We start from the raw sequence: 21,086 nt of genomic DNA, 5'->3' as shown, positions 1-21,086 counted from the left end.
ACTACATGAACTCCCGCTACGGCAGCCCCGTCGGCGCCTGGAACTTCTGGCAGACCCACCACTGGTACTGAGCAACCAGCACCCAGCAGCCAAATAGCTCCCCCCTGACGCGAAGGCGGCGGCCCCCCGATCCCCGGGACCGCCGCCTTCGCCACACCCGCACCCACACAGGTGCGCCCTCGTTCTTAGAGATGTACTTCTTAGATGTACGCCACTAAAAATGAGGTCTCATGCCACGACCGCCTCGCCGCAACATCCCCAAGCCATCCCAGATCTTCGACCGGGACTGGGAGTGGAGCGAGCTGACCGCCTTCGTCTCCGACGAGGAGCCCGGTCCGCGCCTCGGAGTCGTGTCCGGGCGCCGTCGACAGGGGAAGAGCTTCCTGCTCGAAGCTCTGACCGAGGCGACAGGCGGCTTCTACTTCACTGCCGTCGAGGCGACGGCCGCCGAGTCCCTGAGGCTGATCGGTGAGGCGATCGGACACTTCACCGAAGCACCCGTGCCGCCACGCCCCCGGGACTGGAGCGAAGCCATGGAGCTCCTCTTCGATCTGGCCGCGCAGCGCCCCGTCCCGATCGTCATCGACGAGTTCCCGTATCTGGTCCGGGGCGACACATCCCTTCCTTCCCGGCTCCAGGCCGCCTTGGGCGTCCGTGGTGGCCGCCATCTGCGTCGGCATCCGCGCCTTCTGCTGTGCGGCAGCGCGATGTCGTTCATGGGTGGACTGCTGTCCGGCACCTCACCGCTGTACGGCCGCGCCGGACTCGACCTCGTCGTCCACTCCCTGGGGTATCGGGAGGCGGCCGCGTTCTGGAACATCGACGACCCGCGGCTCGCCGTCCTCACGCACGCCGTGGTCGGCGGCACTCCGGCCTACCGGCGGGAGTTCGTGGGCGACGACGTACCGGCGGGACTCGACGACTTCGACGACTGGGTATGCCGTACGGTCCTCAACCCCGCACGCCCCCTGCAGGGCGAGGCGGAGTTCCTGCTCACCGCCGAACCGGACGTACGCGACCGCGCGCTCTACCACTCCCTCCTGGCGGCGGTCGCGGCCGGCAACCACACCAGCGGCGGCATCGCGAGCACCGTCGGCCGCAAGGCCACCGACACATCCCAGCCGCTGACCGTGCTCAAGCGGTGCGGCCTGCTGACCGTGGAACCGGACGCCTTCCGCCGCAACCGCAGCGCGTACCGCATCGCCGAACCCCTGATCACGTTCCACCACGCGGTCGTACGCCCGAACCAGGCCCTGCTGACGCAGCGGCGCAACCCGGCGGCAGCCTGGGCCACCGCCCGGGACACGTTCCTCAGCAAAGTGGTCGGCCCCCACTTCGAGCACCTGTGCCGCGAGTGGGTCTCCTGGCACGCGGAACCCGACACCTTCGGCGGCCTGCCCATCGAGGTCACCTCGGGAACCGTCGCCGACCCCGCCGCGCGCACCTCCCACGAAGTCGACGTCGTCGTGCGCGGCGCGGTCGGCCAGGACCACGGCATCCTGCTGTCGATCGGCGAAGCGAAGTGGAACAAGGTCATGGACGTACGCCACCTCGACCGGCTCCGCCACATCCTCGGGCTCCTCACCGCCAAAGGCATCGACACGAGCCACGCCCGCCCCGCCTGTTACAGCGGCATCGGTTTCACCCCGGATCTGCAAGGGGCAGCCGAGCGAGGAGAAGTGGTCCTCGTCGACCTGAAACGCCTGTACGGCGGGGCGTAGGGACCCTGCGTCCGTGACGCGACGGACACGCGGTGCACGTCGACATCCGAAAGTCCTGCGCGTCCGTGATGGACTTGAGCGCACTGTGCCCGTCCCGCCGACCGGAGGCACCATGAGCGCAGAGAGCACCGAGCCGCAGTCGTACGACCCTGAGGCGCGCGGTCTGCCTCTGGTGCCGGTGCTGCTGATGCTGACCGTGGTCAGTGGGCTCATCGACGCGGTGAGCTATCTGGGGCTGGGGCATGTCTTCACCGCGAACATGACCGGCAACGTGGTGGTGCTGGGCTTCGCCGCGGCCGGGGCACCGGGCTTCTCCGTCCCGCACACGCTGACCTCGCTGGTCTCCTTCCTGGTGGGCGCAGTGGCGGGAGGCCGGATCGCGGGGCGGCTCGGCGGCGGTTCGCGCCGGACCTGGGCGCGGGTCACGCTCGCCGCCGAGGCGGCGTTCGTGGGGGTGTCCGCGGTGGTCGCCTTTGCCGCGCCGGGCGCCACCGGCACGACGTACACGCTGATCTCCCTCACGGCCATCGCCATGGGCCTGCGCAACGCGACGGTACGAAAGCTGGGCGTGCCCGACCTGACGACGACGGTCCTGACGATGACGCTGACGGGCCTCGCCTCCGACTCACCGGCCGGGGACGGCTCGGGCAAGCGCTCCCCCCGCCGCACGGGCGCCGTGCTCGCGATGCTCGCGGGCGCACTGCTCGGCGCCTGGCTGGTGCTCCACCACGGGCTGGGCATCCCGCTGCTGATCGCGGCGGTGGTGTCGGGGGTGCTGGCGGTGGCGGCGTCGGGGCGGGATTGACGGCAGTAATGGCAGTGACGGCAGCTCAGCCGAAGACGGCTGTGCCACTACGGCTGTGCCGCCGCCGAATGAGCAGGCCACAAGGCCTCCCGCACTTGACCGTCAGAGCTTCGCAGAGCCCCAGGGTCGGACGGGCGGCCGTGACCATCACGGATTTCCGGCGGGGCTACCGCTGGTCGAATTTGCCGAGGAGCCAGCTGCACAGCTCCTCGGTGATCTTGGTGTGCGCCTCGTTCCGTGAGGCGCACAGGAACTCGTCGAGTTCGCTCTCGCTGGGGTCGAGGGCGCTGATGTCCGTGTTCAGCAGGGCGGTGGTGTCCAGGTCTCGGATGGCCACCGCGCTGACCGAGGGCACGAAGCAGATCTCGGGGACCGGGGCTTCGGCCTTGCCGAAAGGCAGGCTGTTGAGGGTGTTTGCGGCGATGCCGAAGGACGCCAGGGTGCCGCCGGGGGCGCCGTCGATCTCCGGGAGCCCGTCGGTGGTGATCGTCTCGTCCTGCCCGAAGTTCGCTTTCAGCTCGGCGACCACGGCGTCGTCGCCCTCGGACTGGGTGTAGATGATGGTGCCGGGGAACAGCATCCCGGTGGAGCGGAAAGCGACCACGCCGGGCCGGATCCCCGTGCCCTGGCCGTTTCCGGTGCCGTTGGCGACGCCGATGTTGCGCCGCGTTCGCGTCGGCCAGTTGCCGATGTCCTCCAGGGCGGAGAGGAAGTCGGAGCGTTCCTTGTCCTGCGCGGGAATGCCGTCCACCGTCGCGATGTGCTGCCACATCAGCTCGCGGGAGGCGGCGCTGTTGATCTGGTCCGACAGGCCGCTGTTGGCCGGGTTGCCGCGCTTCATGTAGTGCGCGAACGCCTGCAGGCCGATCGGTACCCACGCGCCGCGATGGGGGCTGTCGTAGGAGAAGTACGTCGCGGTCTCGTGCTTCATCTCCTGGGATTCCATTTTCGCCAGAGCGTAGCGGGTGACCAGGCCGCCCATGCTGAACCCGCCGACCACCAGCGGTTCCTTGCTTCTGCGTTCATCGACCAGCTTCGTGATGGCCTTGATCACGAATTCGGCGTTTTCGAGGATCGACGCGGAGCGCTCTCCGTAGCCGAAGACGACCGCGGTCCGGCCGCGGTCACGCAGCTGGCTCATCAGCGGGTACTCGCCCCGCTCGAAGCCGTGGTACAGCTCGTCCAGCTTGCTGGGCCCGGTGTTGAAGCCGTCGGCCATCAGCACCGGCCGGTCCACACCCTGGTGGTCCTTGCCGTAGTACACCCAGGCGGTGCCGTCATAGACCGGCACGTAGCCCTCCTCGCCCTCCTCACCCGGGTTGAGGTGGCGGCCGAAGTGCCACGTCTCGTCCGGCGCCGGGGCCGGCGGCGGCTTCGGCGCGGCCAGCGGGGTCACCAGACCGATAGCACCGACGTACTCCTGCTCGCGGGCCGACTGCTCATCGCTCACTGCCATGCTCCCCTTTCCGCAGGCCGCACGACGGCCCCGGGGATGTACGCCCCGGGGCCGTGGCGCGGCTGGTCGACTGAGATGTGGCCTCATCATCAAGGGATAAAATGGGATGTTCCGACTCCCCCGCCGACCGTCATCACCATGAGTGATTCAGCCCCACATGGGTTTCGACCTGCGTGCCAGGTGGCCTCACTGCAGAGAGGCAGGGTCAGGCCCGCACTCGAACCAGACCGTCTTGCCGACCCCGGGCCCAGGCTCCACACCCCACTTGTCGACCACCGCGTCAAGCAGGACGAGTCCGCGCCCGCCCTCCGCCTCAGGGGACAAGTAGGCGGGCACTGCGGGGAGTTGCGGCGAGCCGTCCGCGACTTCCACCCTCACGCCAGTCGCCTGCCGCAGCATCAGCAACGCACAGCGCCGGTCCGGGACATGGCGTACGACGTTGGCGACCAGCTCCGTCACGCCCAGTTCCACGGCGTCCGTCAGCTCGGCCATGTCCCACTCGCGCAGCAACGAGCGGGCGATGCGCCGGATGTGCCGCGCCGAGTGCTCGCTCACGGTGACGCGCATGGAGTACTGGACGGGGCGGGGCCCCGCGAGTGTGGGGGGAAAGTATTCGTTCACCCTATGAGACTGACCTCGCGCAACTACTCTGGGCTACGGAACGGATACAACCGGTCCCGGAGTGGACCGAGTTGCGTGAGAGGGGCCGCGCGTGACCCACATCAACGTCCTCGACCCGGGCGCTTCACCGCTCGACTATTACGGCTTCGAACTACGCCGTCACCGTGAATCCGCGGGGCTGACACAGAAGCAGCTCGGCGACATCGTCAACTACACCGGCTCGCTGGTGGGCCAGATCGAGACGGCCAGGAAGCTGCCAACCCCCGAGTTCAGCGAGCGGGTTGACGCGGCGCTGGGCACGGACGGATTGCTGTCACGGCTGGTCCTGCTGGTGATGCGCACTCAACTCCCAGCGTGGTTTCAGCGGGTTGCGGAGTTGGAGGCACGGGCCACTGAAATCAGCACCTATCAGATGAACATGGTGCACGGTCTCCTCCAGACCGAGGCGTACGTCCGTGCCGTACTCGGCGCGCTGGATCAGGCCGACCTCGACGACCGCACTGCCGTACGGCTGGCCCGGCAATGCATTTTCGAGAAGGGGGAGCCGCCGGTCTTCTGGATGGTCCTCAGTGAGGCGGCGCTGTATCAGGAGATCGGCGGACCGGAGGTCATGCGGGAGCAACTTGCCCACCTGTTGTCGTTCGAGGGTGACTCCCGGATCAACATCCAGGTCCTACCGTTCACGGTCGGAGCGCACGCAGGACTGACAGGCTCGTTCAACCTCTACCGCTTCGAGAAGGACCCCGACATCGTTTACACCGAGGGCTACGGCAGCGGACATCCGAGCGCCAACCGAGCCACCGTCAAGGACTGCTCGCTCCGTTACGATCATCTTCAAGCCGCCGCGCTCTCCCTCAGGGACTCGGCGAAGCTGATCCAGCGCGTGATGGAGGAACGGTATGGCGAGCAACTCGATCCGGACCGGGGCCCAGTGGCGTAAGTCCAGCTACAGCAGCGACCAGGGCGGCGACTGCGTCGAGTGCGCACCTCTCGGCGCCCTGGCCTGGCGCAAGGCAAGTTACAGCGGCGACACGGGCGGCTCCTGCGTAGAGATCGCCGAAGCCCCCTGCGCCACCATCGCCATCCGAGACTCCAAGAACCCCACCGGCCCGACCCTCGCCGTCGCGCCCGCCGCCTTCACCACCTTCGTCTCATGGACCTCTACAGCCGCTGAATGATCGTCCCGGTGGCGAGCCCACCCCCCGCGCACATCGTGATGAGCGCGAACTCCTTGTCCCTGCGCTCCAGTTCGTGCAGGGCCGTCGTGATCAGCCGGGCTCCCGTCGCCCCGACCGGGTGCCCGAGCGCGATCCCACCGCCGTTCACGTTGACCTTCTCCAGGTCCTGTTCGAAGACCTGCGCCCAGCTCAACACCACTGACGCGAAGGCCTCGTTGATCTCGACGAGGTCGATGTCCTTCAGGGACATCCCGGCCTTCCCCAGCACAGCTCGCGTCGCGTCGATCGGCCCGTCCAGGTGGAAGTGCGGGTCCGAACCCACCAGCGCCTGAGCGACAATCCGCGCACGCGGGCGCAGCTTCAGCGCGCGCGCCATCCGTTTCGACGCCCACATGATGGCGGCGGCACCGTCCGAGATCTGCGACGAGTTGCCGGCCGTATGCACGGCCGTCGGCATCACCGGCTTCAGGCGGGCCAGTGCCTCCATGGACGTGTCGCGCAGTCCCTCGTCCCGGTCGACGAGCCGCCACATGCCCTGCCCGGCCCGTTGTTCGTCCTCCGTGGTCGGCACCTGTACGGCGAACGTCTCGCGCTTGAAGCGTTCCTCCGACCAGGCGACGGCGGCGCGTTCCTGTGAGGCGAGGCCCAGTGAGTCCACGTTCTCGCGCGTCAGGCCGCGATGGCGCGCGATCCGCTCCGCCGCCTCGAACTGGTTGGGGAGGTCGACGTTCCACTCGTCGGGGAAGGGCTTCCCCGGCCCGTGCTTGGAGCCGGAGCCCAGCGGCACCCGCGACATCGCCTCGACCCCGCAGCTGATCCCCACGTCGATCACGCCCGCCGCGACCATGTTGGCGACCATGTGCGAGGCCTGCTGCGAGGATCCGCACTGGCAGTCGACCGTCGTGGCCGCCGTCTCGTAGGGCAGGCCCACGGTGAGCCAGGCGGTGCGTGCGGGGTTCATCGACTGCTCGCCGGCGTGTGTCACCGTGCCGCCGACGATCTGTTCGACGCAGTCGGCGGGGATGCCGGTGCGGCCGAGGAGTTCACGGTAGGTCTCGCCCAGGAGATAGGCGGGGTGCAGATTGGCGAGCGCGCCACCGCGCTTGCCGATGGGGGTCCGTACGGCTTCGACGATCACGGGCTCGGCGGCCATGGGGGGAGTCCTCTCCTCCGGTACCCGCGCGGCGCGGGCGTCCCGGCCACCCGCCACGCAGAACTAGTACGCGTTCTAGTTCTGTGTGCAGTCTGCTGACGCGCCGTCCATCGGCGCAAGGGGCGTGCAGGCCCGGAAGTTGCGATCTGCACGAACTCCGCACGCAATTGGAGTCGCCGCACCCCTTGCCAGTTGTAGAACCGGTTACTACCTTCACGGCAATTCCTGATGGACCGTCAGATGGTGGGAGTTGCCGATGCCCTGTCCAGCGCTGCCCGACGGGTTCGACTTCACCGACCCCGATCTACTGCAACACCGCGTGCCCCTGCCGGAGTTCGCCGAGCTGCGGCTGGCCGAACCGGTCCGCTGGATCCCCCAGTCGGCCAACCTCGCCGGCTTCCAGGACGAGGGCTACTGGGCGGTCACCCGGCACGCGGACGTCAAGTACGTCTCCACGCACCCGGAGCTCTACTCCTCCACCCTCAACACCGCCATCATTCGCTTCAACGAGCACATCGAGCGCGACGCGATCGACGCCCAGCGGCTGATCCTGCTCAACATGGACCCGCCCGAGCACACCCGGGTCCGCCAGATCGTGCAGCGCGGTTTCACGCCACGGGCCATCCGCGCCCTGGAGGACAGGCTGCGCGCCCGCGCCCACGCGATCGTCGAGAGCGCCCGCGCCCACTCCGGGCCCTTCGACTTCGTCACCGAGGTCGCCTGCGAACTGCCCCTCCAGGCGATAGCCGAGCTGATCGGCATACCGCAGGACGACCGGACCAAGATCTTCGACTGGTCCAACAAGATGATCGCGTACGACGACCCGGAGTACGCCATCACCGAGGAGGTCGGCGCCGAGTCGGCCACCGAGCTCATCTCGTACGCCATGAACATGGCCGCCGACCGCAAGAAGTGCCCGGCGAAGGACATCGTCAGCACGCTGGTCGCGGCCGAGGACGAGGGCAACCTGAGCTACGACGAGTTCGGCTTCTTCGTGCTGATGCTCTCCGTCGCCGGCAACGAGACCACCCGCAACGCCATCACCCACGGCATGCACGCCTTCCTCACCCACCCTGATCAGTGGGAGCTGTACAAGCGTGAACGCCCGGCGACCACCGCCGAGGAGATCGTCCGCTGGGCCACCCCGGTCAACGCCTTCCAGCGCACCGCCACCCAGGACACCGAACTCGGGGGCAAGCAGATCAAGAAGGGCGACCGGGTCGGGATCTTCTACGCTTCCGCCAACCACGACCCCGAGGTCTTCGACAACCCGGACGTCCTCGACATCACCCGCGACCCCAACCCCCACCTCGGCTTCGGCGGCGGAGGCCCCCACTACTGCCTCGGCAAGTCCCTCGCCGTCCTGGAGATCGACCTCATGTTCAACGCCATCGCCGACGCGATGCCGAACCTCACCCTGGTCGGCGACCCACGCCGACTGCGCTCAGCCTGGATCAACGGAGTCAAGGAGCTCCAGGTCAGCGCCGTCTGAGGTGCTCGGGCCGACGGCGTTCCCGGCGCCGCCGGCCCGTCTCGAGGGAGGCAGGAGCATTCCCCCTACGCCCTGCCCCTGCCTCCCCCGTCACGGCTGGGTCTGAGGAAAACAAGCCCAGTTCGTCGTCAGCTCGGCGTCCGGCTGCCCGTCGCCGGGACCGGCTCCCGCGTGCCGACCTCCACGGGTTTCATCAGGGGCCCGGGCCGCGGGCCCTGGAGCAGATAGGTCAGGCCGAAGCCCGCGCCGACCACGGCCGCGCCGCCCACCGCGTCCAGCACCCAGTGGTTGCCGGTGGCGACGATCGCCGATGCCGTGAACAGCGGGTGCAGCAGGCCGAGCGCCTTCATCCACCACTTGGGGGCCAGGATCGCGATCACCAGGCCACACCACAGGGACCAGCCGAAGTGCAGCGAGGGCATCGCCGCGTACTGGTTGGTCAGCGCGGTCAGCGTGCCGTAGTCCGGCTTGGAGAAGTCCTGCACGCCGTGCACGGTGTCGATGACGCCGAGCCCCGGCATCAGGCGCGGCGGGGCGAGGGGGTAGAGCCAGAAGCCGACGAGTGCGAACAGGGTGGCGAAGCCGAGCGCCGAGCGCGCCCAGCGGTAGTCGGCGGGGCGGCGGACGTAGAGCACGGCGAGGACGGTGAGCGGGACGACGAAGTGGAACGACGTGTAGTAGAAGTCGAAGAAGTCCCGCAGCCACTCGACCTTGACCACGGCGTGGTTGGCCCAGAGCTCGATGTCGATGTGCAGGAACCGCTCGAGGGAGAGGATCTCGTCACCGTGGCGCTCGGCGGTGACCCGGCCACCCGTGTTGGTGCCGCCCGTCGCCGCGAGCCTGACCTGCTGGTAGGCGGAGTAGCCGACCCGGATCAGGAGGAGTTCGAGGAGCAGGTTCGGGCGGGTGAGGACGCGCCCCAGGAAGGGGAGCAGCGGTATGTGCTTCCAGCGGGCCGGGACGGGCTTCGCGTAGTCGGTGGGTATCGGCGCCCGGTAGTACTCCGAGGTGCGGGACAGGAACGGGACGGCGAGGGCGGCGGCGAGCGCGGCGAGCAGCACCACGTTGTCGCGCAGCGGGTAGAGCGCCGGCATGTTCGGCAGCATCATCTTCGCGGGCAGCGTCATGACGAGGATGACGGCGACGGGCCACATATAGCGGTCCGAGGTCTTCCTGCCGACGCGGCCGACCAGCGCGAGCAGCACCCACAGCAGCTGGTGCTGCCAGGTCGTGGGCGAGACGGCGACCGCGACACAGCCGGTGATCGCGACGGCCAGGAGCAGCTGTCCGTCCTGTGCGTAGCGCACGGCGCGGCGCAGCCCGAGGACCGCGACGGCCGCGCCGAGCAGCAGGAACAGGCCGATCTCCAGCGGGCCGTTGAGGCCGAGCCGCAGCAGCGTGCCGTGCAGCGACTGGTTGGTGAGGTCGTCCGCGTCCCGGCCGAGGCCGACGCCCGCCAGGTGGTGCACCCAGTAGGTGGTGGAGTCGTGCGGCAGCGCGGCCCAGGCGAGCGCGGTGACGGCGGCGAAGGTGATCCCGGTGGAGGCGGCGGCGCGGCGGCGCCCGGTGAACCAGAGCAGCGGCGCGAAGAGCAGCACGGTCGGCTGGAGCGCCGCCGCGAGGCCGATCAGGATGCCGCTCGCGCGCTCCCCGCGGACCGTGAGGCAGCCGAGCAGGACGAGCAGCACCGGGATGATGCTGGTCTGGCCGAGGTTGAGGGCGTTGCGCACCGGCAGCGACAGCATCAGCAGGCTGATCGCCACGGGTGCGGCGAGCAGGGACGTACGCCGGCTCACGGGCTTGGGCAGGGCGCGCGCCGCGACCAGGCCGAGCGCGACGACCAGCAGCAGTGTGCCGAAGGTCCAGCCCCAGCCGAGCGCCTGCTCGGCCGCGCGGGTGAGCGGTTTGAGGACGAGCCCGCCGAACGGGGTGCCGGTGAACCGCGTCGAGTCGTACAGCGACCCCTTCACATGCAGGACGCCGTCGGGTCCGACCCAGGTCTCCAGGTCCGTCAGCCGTTCCCCTTTCGGGGTGCTGAGGACGACGGCGACCTGCCGTATCGCGAGGACCGTGGCAATCAGCCACAGCCCGATCCGCACCGCGCTCAGCCGTTCCTTCGCCGTCCCGGCCGCCCCCGCCCCCGCCCCCGCCCCGAAGGCACTACCCGCTCTCCCGCCGTGCTCAACGTTCGCCACGCCCCGTCGGCCCTCCCGCCCCGTTTGCCTGTTCGACCCCTATGAGGCTCGCACCGCCCCCACGGAGAGACGCAGGCAACCCCCACTTCACCTGACGTCCTCTCCTTCTTTGTCCAGATGACGATAGTGCGCGGACGGTTCGGTTCCGCCCCCGGTCCGCGACATAGCTCACAGGCGGGCCCCCGAGAATCCGCTCCGGGCCCGCCCGTCGCCCCTGCGTACAGCGCGTTTGCCTGCACTGTGCACCGAGTCGCGTACAGCACGTAATGCGGCGGACTGCCCCTATGGTCGCTTTTTGGTCCGCCCCGGTTCACCCCCGTCGGCGGACCACGTCCTTGTCCCCGTTGAAAGGCAGGCGAGCGGAATCTTGCCGACCGTCACACGCGACACCGCCGTAGCGCCCGTAGCCACCGTCGCCCCCCAGGCCCCTGTCCGTACCGAAGCAGCCACCGTCACCGACCCGGCACTGGTCAAGCGCGCCGTGAAGGCGGCGGCCCTCGGCAACGCGATGGAGTGGTTCGACTTCGGCGTCTACAGCTACATCGCGGTGACGCTGGGCAAGGTCTTCTTCCCGTCGAGCAACCCCACCGCCCAGCTGCTCTCCACCTTCGGCGCCTTCGCCGCGGCCTTCCTGGTCCGCCCGCTCGGCGGCATGGTCTTCGGCCCGCTCGGTGACCGCGTCGGCCGTCAGAAGGTCCTCGCCGTCACCATGATCATGATGGCGATCGGCACCTTCGCGATCGGCCTGATCCCGTCGTACGCGACGATCGGCGTGGGTGCGCCCATATTGCTGCTGCTGGCCCGGCTCGTGCAGGGCTTCTCCACCGGTGGTGAGTACGCGGGCGCGTCCACCTTCATCGCCGAGTACGCGCCCGACAAGAAGCGCGGCTTCTTCGGCAGCTGGCTGGAGTTCGGCACCCTCGCCGGATACATCGGCGGCGCGGGCCTGGTCACCCTCATGACCGCCTTCCTCTCCACCGAGGACCTGCTGTCCTGGGGCTGGCGCGTGCCGTTCCTGATCGCGGGCCCGATGGGCATCGTCGGCCTGTATCTGCGGATGCGCCTGGAGGAGACTCCGGCGTTCGCGGCGGAGGTCGAGAAGTCGGAGCGGGAGCGCCCCAAGGTGCGACTGCGCGAGATGGTCACGGGTCAGTGGCGGGCACTGCTGCTCTGCATGGGCCTGGTGCTGGTGTTCAACGTCACCGACTACATGCTGCTGTCCTACATGCCGAGCTATCTGACGAGCGAGCTGAAGTACGACGAGACGCACGGACTGCTGGTCGTCCTCGGCGTGATGGCGCTGATGATGATCGTGCAGCCCTTCGCGGGCGCCCTCACCGACCGGATCGGCCGTCGCCCGGTCATCGCCGCGGGTTGCGTCGGCTTCCTGGCCCTGTCCGTCCCGGCCATCCTGCTGATCCGCCAGGGCAGCCTGCTCGCGGTCGCGCTCGGCATGGGCGCGCTGGGGCTGCTGCTGGTGTGCTTCACGTCCGCGATGCCCGCCGCGCTGCCCGCGCTCTTCCCGACGCGGGTCCGCTACGGCTCGCTCTCCATCGGCTTCAACGTCTCCGTCTCGCTCTTCGGCGGCACGACTCCGCTGGTGGTGACGGCGCTCATCGGGGCGACCGGGAACATGATGATGCCCGCGTACTACATGATGGCCGCGGCCGTCATCGGCGGCGCGGCGGTGTGGTTCATGGCGGAGTGTGCGGGCCGACCGCTCCCGGGTTCCGCCCCGGCGATCGAGGGCACCGCCGCCGATCGGCTGACCTGAGCCCGGTCGCAGGGGCAAACCGGCTGACAAGCACATGCACCATGGCTAGATTCGTCCACGAAACTAGTTAGCGCATCTAACTAGGCGTACGAAAGGCATGGTGCATGAGCGAGTCGCAGCTCTGGAACGACGTCGACGATTACTTCGCCACCCTCCTCTCCCCCGCCGACGAGACCCTGGCCGCGGCGCTGCGCGACAGCGACGCGGCCGGGCTGCCCCCGATCAACGTCGCGCCGAACCAGGGCAAGCTGCTCCAGCTCCTCGCCCAGATCCAGGGGGCCCGCCGCATCCTCGAGATCGGCACGCTCGGCGGCTACAGCACGATCTGGCTGGGCCGCGCGCTCCCCGCCGACGGCCGGCTGATCACCTTCGAGTACGACGCCACGCACGCCGAGGTGGCCCGCCGCAACCTCGCCCGCGCGGGCCTCGACAAGATCTCCGAGGTGCGGGTGGGCCCCGCACTGGAGTCGCTGCCGAAACTGGCCGAGGAGAACCCGGAGCCGTTCGACTTCGTCTTCATCGACGCGGACAAGGTGAACAACCCGCACTACATCGAGTGGGCCCTCAAGCTCACCCGCCCCGGCAGCGTGATCGTCCTCGACAATGTCGCGCGCGAAGGCCGGGTCGTCGACGCGGGCAGCCCCGACCCGAGCGTGCGGGGCACCCGGTCCGCGCTCGAGCTGATCGCCTCCCACCCGAAGTTGAGCGGTACGGCGATCCAGACGGTGGGGAGCAAGGGGTACGACGGGTTCGCGCTGGCGCGGGTGCTGCCGTAACCGGCTTCCGGCTTCACACCTCGTGGTAGAAGCCCACGTTCACGCTGTGCGGGCCGGTGCGGTCGAGGATGACGATCTCCCCGGAGCCGCCCGCGGGGAGCTTCGCCGTCCCGCCGTACGGGAGCGGCTGGGTCGACAGGCCGGCCAGCGTCAGCCGTACCTCGGAGGAGGGGTCCGGACGTGACCCGCGCAGCCACGTGACCTGCCAGGAGCCGTCCGGGCCGCACAGGAACTCCAGGTGCACCCGGGAGACGAACAGCCAGTCGTCGGGGGTCACGAGACGGCACACGGTCCGGTCCCGGCCCACCCGCAGCATGGCGCCGGGGTCGCTCGGTGCGTCGGCCATCAGCATTCCGGCCGTCGCACCGGCGTCCGCCCCGGTGACCGAGGCCATGGTGAGTTCGAGCACGTGCGCTCCTTCGTGTTCCAGCGGTTCAGCTGTGCAGTGGATCAGTGGATCAGGTTCAGTGGATCAATTGTCCTCGGGCCGGGCGTGGTTGACCCGCCGCCGCCGCATGATAGATCGGCCCATCGTCCGATCGGGCCTCCTCCGGCACAATGGACGTATGACCGAGCGCAAGCCACCCGGCGTCAGCTTCGAGTCCTGGGTCGACAAACAGATCCGCGAGGCGGAGGCCCGCGGTGAGTTCGCCGACCTCCCCGGCGCGGGCAAGCCGATGCCCGAGGTGACCGACACGTCGTACGACGAACTGTGGTGGGTCAAGCGGAAGATGGTCCGCGAGGGACTTTCGGTACTGCCGCCGACGCTCGCCCTGCGCAAGGAGGCCGAGGACGCGCTCGCGGCGGCCTCCGTGGCCCCCTCGGAGCGGGCCGTGCGCCGGATCGTCGAGGACATCAACGCCAAGATCCGCGAGGTCATGTTCAAGCCGCCGCCGGGGCCTCCCCTCGGCCTCAAGCCGTACGACGTGGATGAGATCGTCCGGGAGTGGCGCGAGCGCCGGGCCGGGTGACCACGTCGACGCGTGAGGCCGCGCCCCGGGACATGGTCCGGGACGCGGCCTCACGGTTACGGAGTGCGGCAGCGCAGGTTCAAAGGTGCAGGAGCCGCTCGGTGACCTCCCGGTAGTCGCGCAGGGCGAGGCGCAGCCGCTCGGTGTCGGCCGACTCGCCCTCACCGGCCTGCTGCCAGGACGTGCGCAGCGTCCGACGGCGCTGGGCCACGGCGTCCGTGAACCGGGCGGTGAGCTCTTCGAGGACGTGGTCGGCCTCCTCGACGGACGCCCGCGGGCCGTCGACGAACTCACCCACCGCGTGCTGCAACCGCAGCGCGTACTTGTCGCACACGTCGTGCGACAGCAGCGCACCCTTGCCGTCCCCGTGCGGGGTTTCACCCCGTGCGGTGCGGGTGGGGTCATCCGCCCCGGCGCGAGTGAGGTCGTCCCGCCGGGCGCGGGCGGACTCGTCCTGCCCGGTGCGGGTGGGATCGTCCTGCCCGGTGCGAGTGGGATCGTCCTGCCCGGTGCGAGTGGGATCGTAGTTTCCGGTGCGGGTGGGATCGTCCTGCCCCGTGCGAGTGGGATCGTAGTTTCCGGTGCGGGCCGCGTCCTGGGCCTCACTGGATGCCCGCGTGCCGGCGGCCTGCCGGGGTGCCTCCCCGGGCTCGTAGGAGGCCGGGTCCGCGGGCGTGCCCGTCGCGGAGGCGCGGCCCGGCATCGACTCACGAGGCGTCGCCTCACGACGCGCGGTGTCCTCGTTGCCGTTGTCCGGTGTCATCTTCTTCACCTTGTTCAACTCCCCTTCGCATGGCGCCTGGTGAGCACGCGCGGCAGGTGTGGGCGGTCGTCGGGGGCGGGTTCCTCGGGGCGTGCGGTGTCCTCGCGGGTCGGGGACACCAGGTCCTCGAACAGGGCGCGGGCCTCGACCATGGCCTCGCGGAGTTCTTCCGTGGCGGCGTGGCCGTCCGGAGTTCGGGTGTGCGCGGCGCGGTGCACGCGCCGGTATCCGTGGACATGGGGTCCGTGGTGGACGGAGAGCGCGGCGAACTGCTCCTCGTAGTGGCCGCCGTCGGGGAAGCCGCGCTCGCCGGCCAGTTCGGCGAGCAGCCGGTCCGCCTCGCTCACCGCCTCCTGGGGCGAGTCGACGAAGTGTTCCTGGACGGCCGTCCAGCGGGCCGCGTACTCCTCGCGGGCCGCCGGTTCCAGCGGCCGCTCCCGCAGCGAGCCGTGCTGCCTCACCCGTTCGGCGAGGTCGTGCTCGGCGGCCCGGGTGTCGCCGCCGTGCTGGGCGACGGCGACGTCGTACTCGGGCCCGAAGCGCCGCCGCAGTGTGCGCCCGCCCTGCGGCCTGCGGGTGAGGAGGGTCAGGACGGCGGCGACAACGACAACAGCCGCCACGAACACGATCAGAGCGATGATCACGCCTGTGGACATGGGTGCGTGCCTTCCGGGATTCTCGACCCAGGCGGGTCGGTTGCCGTCCGAGTTGCCCGGAACACCGCGCTCAAACAGCTCCGTCACCCCGCACCGACAGCCCGCCCCCATCCCCTTGCGGACCGGGGACGGCGGTGTGAAGGGTCACCCCGGTGTCCGTTGCGGGCGCGGCACCGCCCCGGCATGGGGGCGCTCCGCGTCGGAGCCGCACATCTCGGCGTTCAGCTCCCCGACCAGCTTGACCAGGTCGGTCGGCCGGTCCGGGCCCCACCAGTCGCCGAGCAGCTCCGCGAGGGACTCCTCGCGGGCCTTGGCCAGTTTCCCGGCGGCCACACGGCCCTGGTCGGTGAGCACGAGGTCGAGCCCCTCGCGGGCGGCGAGCCGGCGCTCCTCGAGCTGGCGCGCCGCGGCGAGCACGACGGGCAGCGGTACGGTGCTGCGCTCGGCCAGCAGCGCGGGCTCGGCCCAGCCGTACTTCTTGATCCGCAGCAGCAGCCAGCTCGCGGCGGGCAGCAGGTCGTACCCCGCCCGCGCGGTGATCTTCTCGTAGATCTCGCGCCGCCCCTCCCGGGTGCCGAGCACGGACAGCGCGCGGCACACCTCGTCGTACGACGACCGCTGCACCGGGTTGGAGGCGAGCGTCTCGGTGAGGTCCGGCGCCGTGACCGACCCCCGCAGCTTGTCCTCGTGCAGGAACCAGGCCAGCAAGAAGCCGACGACGGCGACCGGGGCGGCGTACAGGAAGACGTCGGTGATCGACGAGGCGTACGCGTGCAGGACGGGCTGTCGCAGCGCGGCCGGCAGCTCGGCGATGCCCTTCGGGTCGGCCTTGAGCGCGTCCGGGGTGATGCCCGCCGGGAGCTGCTGCCCGCTGAGCACCTGCGTCAGCTTGTCGCCGAGGCGGCTCGCGAAGACCGAGCCGAAGATGGCCACGCCGAACGCGGCGCCGATGGAGCGGAAGAAGGTGGCGCCGGAAGTGGCGACGCCCAGATCCTCGTACGAGACCGCGTTCTGCACGATCAGGACCAGCACCTGCATGACCAGCCCGAGGCCCAGGCCGAAGACGAAGAAGTACATGCTCATCTCGCCGATGCCGCTGTTCTCGTCGAGCTGGTGGAGCAGGAGCAGACCGATGGCCGTGATCGCCGTGCCCGCGACGGGGAAGACCTTCCAGCGGCCGGTACGGCTGACGATCTGGCCGGAGACGGTGGAGGCGAGCAGCAGACCGAACACCATCGGCAGCATGTGCACGCCGGACAGGGTGGGCGTCACGCCCTGGACGACCTGGAGGAACGTCGGCAGGTAGGTCATCGCGCCGAACATCGCGAAGCCGACGATGAAGCTGATGACGGCGGAGAGCGTGAAGGTACGGATGCGGAACAGTTTGAGCGGGAGGACGGGTTCGGCGGCCCGCTGCTCCACGGCCACGAAGGCCAGGGCCAGGACCACGCCCAGCAAGGCGAGCCCGATGATCTGCGGCGAGCTCCAGCCCCAGGTGGTGCCGCCGAGCGACGCCACCAGGACCAGGCAGGTGGCGACCGCGGCGATGAGGAAGGTGCCGAGGTAGTCGATGACGTGCTCGGCGGACTTCCTGGGGATGTGCAGGACCGCCGCGATGACGATGAGTGCGACCACGCCGATGGGCAGGTTGATGTAGAAGACCCAACGCCAGCTGAGGTGCTCGGTGAAGAACCCGCCGAGCAGCGGTCCGAGCACGCTCGTCGTACCGAAGACCGCGCCGAACAGGCCCTGGTACTTGCCCCGTTCGCGCGGCGGGACGATGTCACCGACGATCGCCATGGACAGCACCATCAGGCCACCGCCGCCGAGACCCTGGAGCGCCCGGAAGCCGATGAGTTCGGGCATGTTCTGCGCCATGCCGCACAGTGCCGAGCCGATCAGGAAGATCACGATCGCGGCCTGGAACAGCCTCTTACGGCCGTACTGGTCGCCGAGTTTGCCCCACAGCGGGGTCGCCGCGGTCGACGCGAGCAGATACGCGGTGACCACCCACGACAGGTGCTCCAGGCCGCCGAGTTCGCTGACGATGGTGGGCAGCGCGGTCGACACGATCGTCTGGTCGAGGGAGGCCAGCAGCATGCCGAGCAGCAGCGCGCCGATGGAGACGACGACACCGCCGTGCACCTCTTCCTGGGCGTCGACGGCAGCCGCCGAGCGCCTGCGCAGGGCCGACTCGTTCACGCTGTACGGCGCGTCCGGGCCGTGCGGTGCGTCGGGGCCGTGGGGTGCGTCCGGGCCGTGGGGTGCGTCCGGGCCGTGCACGTCGCGGGGTGTGTCGCCCGTCATACGGACCTCCCGTGGGCCCGAGGGTCTTGGTCACCCTCCATGGTGGTCGGTATGACCGGTTATGGCCTGTTGAATCCAATGAACCCCGTGAATCGTGCGATTCCTGCGGAGGCTGGGATTCCGGGGGCTCACGGGAGATTGTGTGAGGCATGTGGATAACCTCGGGAGTTCTGCAGGGGGAGTTCTCAGGGGAGTCTCCGGAGCCGCAGGGGGAGGGAACCGACGCGTGACTGAATCGAACGGGCATGTCTGCCCCGAGTGCGCGGCGCCCCGGACGCCGGACGGCACCCCGTCCTGCGCCTGCACGCAACGGGCGTCCGACGCCCTGCGCGACGCCCGCACGGCGGAGGCAGCCGCGGCGGAGGACTTCGACCCGCTGCGGATACGTCCTTACGTCGAGCTGGGGGCGGGCGTCGGCCCGAGGCCGGACGCGGAGCCGGGGACGACGGCCGAGCCGACGCCGGATGTCTGGCTGGAGGCCGGCGCTTCGGCGGACTCCCCGGAGCCTGGCCCGGCACGCGCACTGGGCCTGGAGGACGAGCCGCCCCGGCGTCGGCGGCGTACGGCGCTGCTGGCCGTCGCCGTGGCCTGTGTGGCCGCCGTGGCGGCGGCGGGGTTCGCGAGCGGGCTGTTCTCGTACGACACCCCCGCGCGGGACGGCGCGTCGCCGGACGACATACGGGCGAGCGTGCCGGAGCCGTCGCGGACGTCCACCTCGGCGTCGCCGACCGAAAGGACGTCGTCCACGGTGTCGGCGCCGGCCGTGGTGGTCACGCCCACCAAAAGTTCGTCCCCCTCGCCGACCCGCTCGAGCGCATCGGCGACGCCGTCCCGGTCGGCCACCCCGTCGCAGACGGCACCTACCGCCCCCACCAGCAGCACGGCGGCACCCAGTACGAGTGCCTCGGACGAAGCCGCCCAGATCCTGCGGCGCGGCGACCAGGGCTCCGAGGTCACCGAACTCCAGCTGCGGCTACGCCAGTTGTCCCTCTACACCGGCAACACCGACGGCTCCTACTCCAACCAGGTCGAGGACGCCGTACGCCGCTACCAGTGGGCCCGCGGCATCACGGCCGACGAGCAGGGCGTGTACGGCGCGGCGACGCGGGCGAGCCTGGAGGCGGAGACGACGGAGCCGCAGGCCGCGGGCCGGGATTCCGAGAGCCGTGATTCCGTGGACCGCGATCAGTGAGCCGTAAGCCGTAAGCCGTAGGAGCGTTCGGAAGCGACGCTCGGACCTGCTCCTGCTCCTGCTCCTGCCCCTGCCCCTGCCCCTGCCCCTGCCCCGAAGCGCTAGCCGACGTGCAGCCGTATCGCCCCGTCCGCCGCAGCCTCGACCCGCACCTGCGTCAGGTCGCGGACGAGGACGTCCGGGCGGTGGAAGCCCGCGCGGGGACCGACCCCGACGACCCGCATCCCGGCGGCCCGCCCGGCCGAGATACCGGCGCCGGAGTCCTCGAAGACGACACAGTCCTCAGGCGCGACACCCAGCTCGGCGGCGCCCTTCAGGAAGCCCTCGGGATCGGGCTTGCTCGCCCCGACGGACTCGGCGGTGACGCGCACGTCGGGCAGTTCGAGGCCGGCGGCGGCCATCCGGGCGCTGGAGAGGGCCACGTCCGCGGAGGTCACCAGCGCGTGCGGCAGCCCGGCGAGGGAGGCCAGGAACTCCGGGGCGCCCGGGATCGCGACGACGCCGTCCATGTCGGCGGTCTCCTCGGCGAGCATGCGGGCGTTGTCCGCGTGGTTCTGCTCCATGGGCCGGTTCGGCAGCAGCACCGCCATCGAGGCGTACCCCTGGCGGCCGTGGACGACCTTCATGACCTCGTCCCCGTCCAGCCCGTGCCGGTCGGCCCAGCCTCGCCAGCAGCGCTCGACGACGGCGTCCGAGTTGACGAGGGTGCCGTCCATGTCGAGCAGGAGGGCGCGGGCGGTCAGAACGGTGGTGGCCGTCATCGGCAGGCTCCAGGGCGCGGGGGAAGGGCCGGGGATGTCCCACGGCCCGGGGGGGGTGTCCCATGCTCCGGGGGCGTGTCCGTCGGATCGGCGCCGGGTCCCCCCGGAAACAAGGCGGCCCCGCCCGCCGGTCAGGGAGAGCGAGCGGGAGCCACTTTGTTTCTCTACCATACAAAATGAAGGGCCCCGGCGCCACCGCTTGGGGCCACCACCTTCACCCGACGGCCCGACCAGGGCCTGTCCGGCGGATCAGGTCGCAGGGAAGCAACGGCGCCTGATAGCCCAGATGGGCGTGCCAGACCCCGCGTCTGCGACATGATCCGCCGGGCAGGCCCTAGGGACGGCGCGGGCGACTCAGCCCGCCACCGCCTCGTACAGGCTCCACACGCCGAGCCCCAGCATCAAGACCGCCGCGATCTTGGTGATGAGCACCAGCGGCACCCGCTTCATCAGCGCCTTTCCGCCGACGATGCCGAGTCCGGCCACCGCCCAGAGCGCGAGGACCGCGCCGAGGCCGACGGAGAGCGGGTCGTCGTAGCGGGCCGCGAGGTTCGCCGTCATGATCTGGGTGAGATCGCCGAACTCGGCGACCAGGATGAGCATGAAGCCCGCCCCCGAGACCTTCCAGAAGCTCTGGTTCGCGGGCTTGCGGATCTCCTCCTCGTCCTCGTCCTTCTTCAGGAGCAGTACCGCGGCTCCGGCGAGGAAGAGCACGCCCGTCAGCGCGTGCACGATCTGCTGGGGCAGCAGGGTCAGCACACTGCCCGCCGCGACGGCGAGCGTGACATGGACGAGAAAGGCGGCGGCGACGCCCGCGAAGACGTACGAGGCGCGGTAACGCGTGCCGAGGACGAGTCCCGCAAGGGCGGTCTTGTCGGGCAGTTCGGCAAGGAAAACGACGCCGAAGACGAGCGCCATCACGCTGATGCTGATCAAAATTCCTCAATCGGTCGGGGCCGCCCCACCGAGAGTGCAGTGACTGCGACGCGACACCTCGGCACGGCAGCACACATCGCCACCCGCACGAGGACGCACGGGCAGTGCACTGCTTTGCCGAAGGTCTCGCTGGCCGACCTCAAGGTCCCAAGGCCCCATGGGCCCTGATCGAGGTCTGCCTCCGGGCGCCGGCTCAGCGAGCTGAGCAGTATGTCGACGGTCCGGCGAAGAGCTACTCCCCTTCTGCGCCATCCATCGTACGGGAGGCCCGGACGAGGCGGGGAGGGCCCTTGGTCCCGAGACCTTGGTCCCGACCTGCCGATCATCCG

The 21,086-nt window shown here is 70.0% G+C and carries 19 protein-coding genes; 9 read left to right on the top strand and 10 right to left on the bottom strand.

Annotated features, from left to right (window positions below):
- The first annotated feature begins 230 nt into the window (after positions 1–230).
- Complete coding sequence (locus ACX28W_RS39000; protein WP_459004872.1) at positions 231–1,721, top strand: AAA family ATPase; 1,491 nt, start codon at positions 231–233, stop codon at positions 1,719–1,721.
- Between the two features lie 112 nt (positions 1,722–1,833).
- Positions 1,834–2,526 (top strand): YoaK family protein, encoded by a 693-nt coding sequence (locus ACX28W_RS38995; protein WP_459004871.1) that lies wholly within the window; start codon positions 1,834–1,836, stop codon positions 2,524–2,526.
- A 166-nt stretch (positions 2,527–2,692) separates the two neighbouring features.
- On the opposite strand, the gene ACX28W_RS38990 is transcribed toward ACX28W_RS38995, so the two are convergent.
- Together ACX28W_RS38990 and ACX28W_RS38985 are read right to left on the bottom strand one after the other, a co-directional pair.
- Positions 2,693–3,982: an esterase/lipase family protein gene (locus ACX28W_RS38990; protein ID WP_459004870.1), complete on the bottom strand. Its 1,290-nt coding sequence runs from the start codon at positions 3,980–3,982 to the stop codon at positions 2,693–2,695.
- 186 nt (positions 3,983–4,168) lie between these two features.
- Entirely contained in the window at positions 4,169–4,603 is a 435-nt protein-coding gene (locus ACX28W_RS38985) for an ATP-binding protein (RefSeq protein ID WP_459004869.1), read from the bottom strand.
- 91 nt (positions 4,604–4,694) lie between these two features.
- On the opposite strand from ACX28W_RS38985, the gene ACX28W_RS38980 reads away from it, so the two are divergent.
- Together ACX28W_RS38980 and ACX28W_RS38975 are read left to right on the top strand one after the other, a co-directional pair.
- The gene (locus tag ACX28W_RS38980) at positions 4,695–5,543 is read left to right on the top strand and encodes a helix-turn-helix domain-containing protein (protein WP_459004868.1); all 849 of its coding nucleotides are present in this window, start codon (positions 4,695–4,697) and stop codon (positions 5,541–5,543) included.
- Positions 5,503–5,781 (top strand): DUF397 domain-containing protein, encoded by a 279-nt coding sequence (locus ACX28W_RS38975; protein WP_459004867.1) that lies wholly within the window; start codon positions 5,503–5,505, stop codon positions 5,779–5,781. The genes ACX28W_RS38980 and ACX28W_RS38975 overlap by 41 nt, the downstream gene beginning before the upstream one ends.
- On the opposite strand, the gene ACX28W_RS38970 is transcribed toward ACX28W_RS38975, so the two are convergent.
- Positions 5,765–6,934 carry a steroid 3-ketoacyl-CoA thiolase gene (locus tag ACX28W_RS38970; protein WP_459004866.1) on the bottom strand — a complete coding sequence of 390 codons (1,170 nt, stop codon included), beginning with the start codon at positions 6,932–6,934 and terminating at the stop codon, positions 5,765–5,767. The genes ACX28W_RS38975 and ACX28W_RS38970 overlap by 17 nt on opposite strands.
- 256 nt (positions 6,935–7,190) lie before the next feature.
- Between ACX28W_RS38970 and ACX28W_RS38965 the strand changes: the two genes are divergently transcribed.
- Entirely contained in the window at positions 7,191–8,426 is a 1,236-nt protein-coding gene (locus tag ACX28W_RS38965; protein WP_459004865.1) for a cytochrome P450, read from the top strand.
- A 128-nt stretch (positions 8,427–8,554) separates the two neighbouring features.
- Here the strand turns inward: ACX28W_RS38965 and ACX28W_RS38960 are convergent, their stop codons facing one another.
- Positions 8,555–10,621 carry a bifunctional glycosyltransferase 87/phosphatase PAP2 family protein gene (locus ACX28W_RS38960; RefSeq protein WP_459004864.1) on the bottom strand — a complete coding sequence of 689 codons (2,067 nt, stop codon included), beginning with the start codon at positions 10,619–10,621 and terminating at the stop codon, positions 8,555–8,557.
- A gap of 367 nt (positions 10,622–10,988) precedes the next feature.
- Here ACX28W_RS38960 and proP point away from each other — a divergent pair, with 367 nt between their 5' ends.
- A complete protein-coding gene (gene proP / locus ACX28W_RS38955; RefSeq protein ID WP_459004863.1) occupies positions 10,989–12,395 on the top strand; it encodes a glycine betaine/L-proline transporter ProP in 1,407 nt (468 codons plus the stop codon).
- A 104-nt stretch (positions 12,396–12,499) separates the two neighbouring features.
- Positions 12,500–13,171, top strand: coding sequence for an O-methyltransferase (locus tag ACX28W_RS38950; protein WP_459004862.1), 672 nt, complete (start codon positions 12,500–12,502; stop codon positions 13,169–13,171).
- Positions 13,172–13,184: 13 nt separating this feature from the next.
- Here ACX28W_RS38950 and ACX28W_RS38945 read toward each other — a convergent pair whose 3' ends face one another.
- Positions 13,185–13,580, bottom strand: coding sequence for an FHA domain-containing protein (locus tag ACX28W_RS38945; protein ID WP_459004861.1), 396 nt, complete (start codon positions 13,578–13,580; stop codon positions 13,185–13,187).
- Between the two features lie 157 nt (positions 13,581–13,737).
- Here ACX28W_RS38945 and ACX28W_RS38940 point away from each other — a divergent pair, with 157 nt between their 5' ends.
- Complete coding sequence (locus tag ACX28W_RS38940) at positions 13,738–14,142, top strand: DnaJ family domain-containing protein (protein WP_459004860.1); 405 nt, start codon at positions 13,738–13,740, stop codon at positions 14,140–14,142.
- A gap of 79 nt (positions 14,143–14,221) precedes the next feature.
- On the opposite strand, the gene ACX28W_RS38935 is transcribed toward ACX28W_RS38940, so the two are convergent.
- The 3 genes from ACX28W_RS38935 to ACX28W_RS38925 all read right to left on the bottom strand — a co-directional run bounded on the left by ACX28W_RS38935 (position 14,222) and on the right by ACX28W_RS38925 (position 17,868).
- A complete protein-coding gene (locus tag ACX28W_RS38935; RefSeq protein WP_459004876.1) occupies positions 14,222–14,905 on the bottom strand; it encodes a hypothetical protein in 684 nt (227 codons plus the stop codon).
- 14 nt (positions 14,906–14,919) lie between these two features.
- A complete protein-coding gene (locus ACX28W_RS38930) occupies positions 14,920–15,561 on the bottom strand; it encodes a hypothetical protein (protein WP_459004859.1) in 642 nt (213 codons plus the stop codon).
- 144 nt (positions 15,562–15,705) lie between these two features.
- The gene (locus ACX28W_RS38925; RefSeq protein ID WP_459004858.1) at positions 15,706–17,868 is read right to left on the bottom strand and encodes an MDR family MFS transporter; all 2,163 of its coding nucleotides are present in this window, start codon (positions 17,866–17,868) and stop codon (positions 15,706–15,708) included.
- A 226-nt stretch (positions 17,869–18,094) separates the two neighbouring features.
- Here ACX28W_RS38925 and ACX28W_RS38920 point away from each other — a divergent pair, with 226 nt between their 5' ends.
- Positions 18,095–19,060 (top strand): peptidoglycan-binding domain-containing protein, encoded by a 966-nt coding sequence (locus ACX28W_RS38920; protein ID WP_459004857.1) that lies wholly within the window; start codon positions 18,095–18,097, stop codon positions 19,058–19,060.
- Between the two features lie 101 nt (positions 19,061–19,161).
- Here the strand turns inward: ACX28W_RS38920 and ACX28W_RS38915 are convergent, their stop codons facing one another.
- Positions 19,162–19,821, bottom strand: a complete 660-nt coding sequence (locus ACX28W_RS38915) for an HAD family hydrolase (protein WP_459004856.1) — start codon at positions 19,819–19,821, stop codon at positions 19,162–19,164.
- A 354-nt stretch (positions 19,822–20,175) separates the two neighbouring features.
- On the bottom strand, positions 20,176–20,757 hold the full coding sequence (locus ACX28W_RS38910; RefSeq protein ID WP_459004855.1) for a TMEM165/GDT1 family protein: 582 nt from the start codon (positions 20,755–20,757) through the stop codon (positions 20,176–20,178).
- Positions 20,758–21,086: the final 329 nt, after the last annotated feature.

This window comes from Streptomyces sp. SD15, from assembly GCF_054462255.1.
The sequence above is the reverse complement of the archived record's forward strand: the minus strand, read 5'-3'. Positions and strand labels throughout refer to the sequence as shown.

Bases quoted from the DNA above. Each gene is read 5' to 3' on its own strand.
- ACX28W_RS38990 (WP_459004870.1), bottom strand. From the start codon at position 3,982: ATGGCAGTGAGCGATGAGCAGTCGGCCCGCGAGCAGGAGTACGTCGGT.
- ACX28W_RS38995 (WP_459004871.1), top strand. From the start codon at position 1,834: ATGAGCGCAGAGAGCACCGAGCCGCAGTCGTACGACCCTGAGGCGCGC.
- ACX28W_RS38915 (WP_459004856.1), bottom strand. From the start codon at position 19,821: ATGACGGCCACCACCGTTCTGACCGCCCGCGCCCTCCTGCTCGACATG.
- ACX28W_RS38935 (WP_459004876.1), bottom strand. From the start codon at position 14,905: ATGACACCGGACAACGGCAACGAGGACACCGCGCGTCGTGAGGCGACG.
- ACX28W_RS38940 (WP_459004860.1), top strand. From the start codon at position 13,738: ATGACCGAGCGCAAGCCACCCGGCGTCAGCTTCGAGTCCTGGGTCGAC.
- ACX28W_RS38965 (WP_459004865.1), top strand. From the start codon at position 7,191: ATGCCCTGTCCAGCGCTGCCCGACGGGTTCGACTTCACCGACCCCGAT.
- ACX28W_RS38950 (WP_459004862.1), top strand. From the start codon at position 12,500: ATGAGCGAGTCGCAGCTCTGGAACGACGTCGACGATTACTTCGCCACC.
- ACX28W_RS38925 (WP_459004858.1), bottom strand. From the start codon at position 17,868: ATGACGGGCGACACACCCCGCGACGTGCACGGCCCGGACGCACCCCAC.
- ACX28W_RS39000 (WP_459004872.1), top strand. From the start codon at position 231: ATGCCACGACCGCCTCGCCGCAACATCCCCAAGCCATCCCAGATCTTC.
- ACX28W_RS38975 (WP_459004867.1), top strand. From the start codon at position 5,503: ATGGCGAGCAACTCGATCCGGACCGGGGCCCAGTGGCGTAAGTCCAGC.
- ACX28W_RS38970 (WP_459004866.1), bottom strand. From the start codon at position 6,934: ATGGCCGCCGAGCCCGTGATCGTCGAAGCCGTACGGACCCCCATCGGC.
- ACX28W_RS38930 (WP_459004859.1), bottom strand. From the start codon at position 15,561: ATGTCCACAGGCGTGATCATCGCTCTGATCGTGTTCGTGGCGGCTGTT.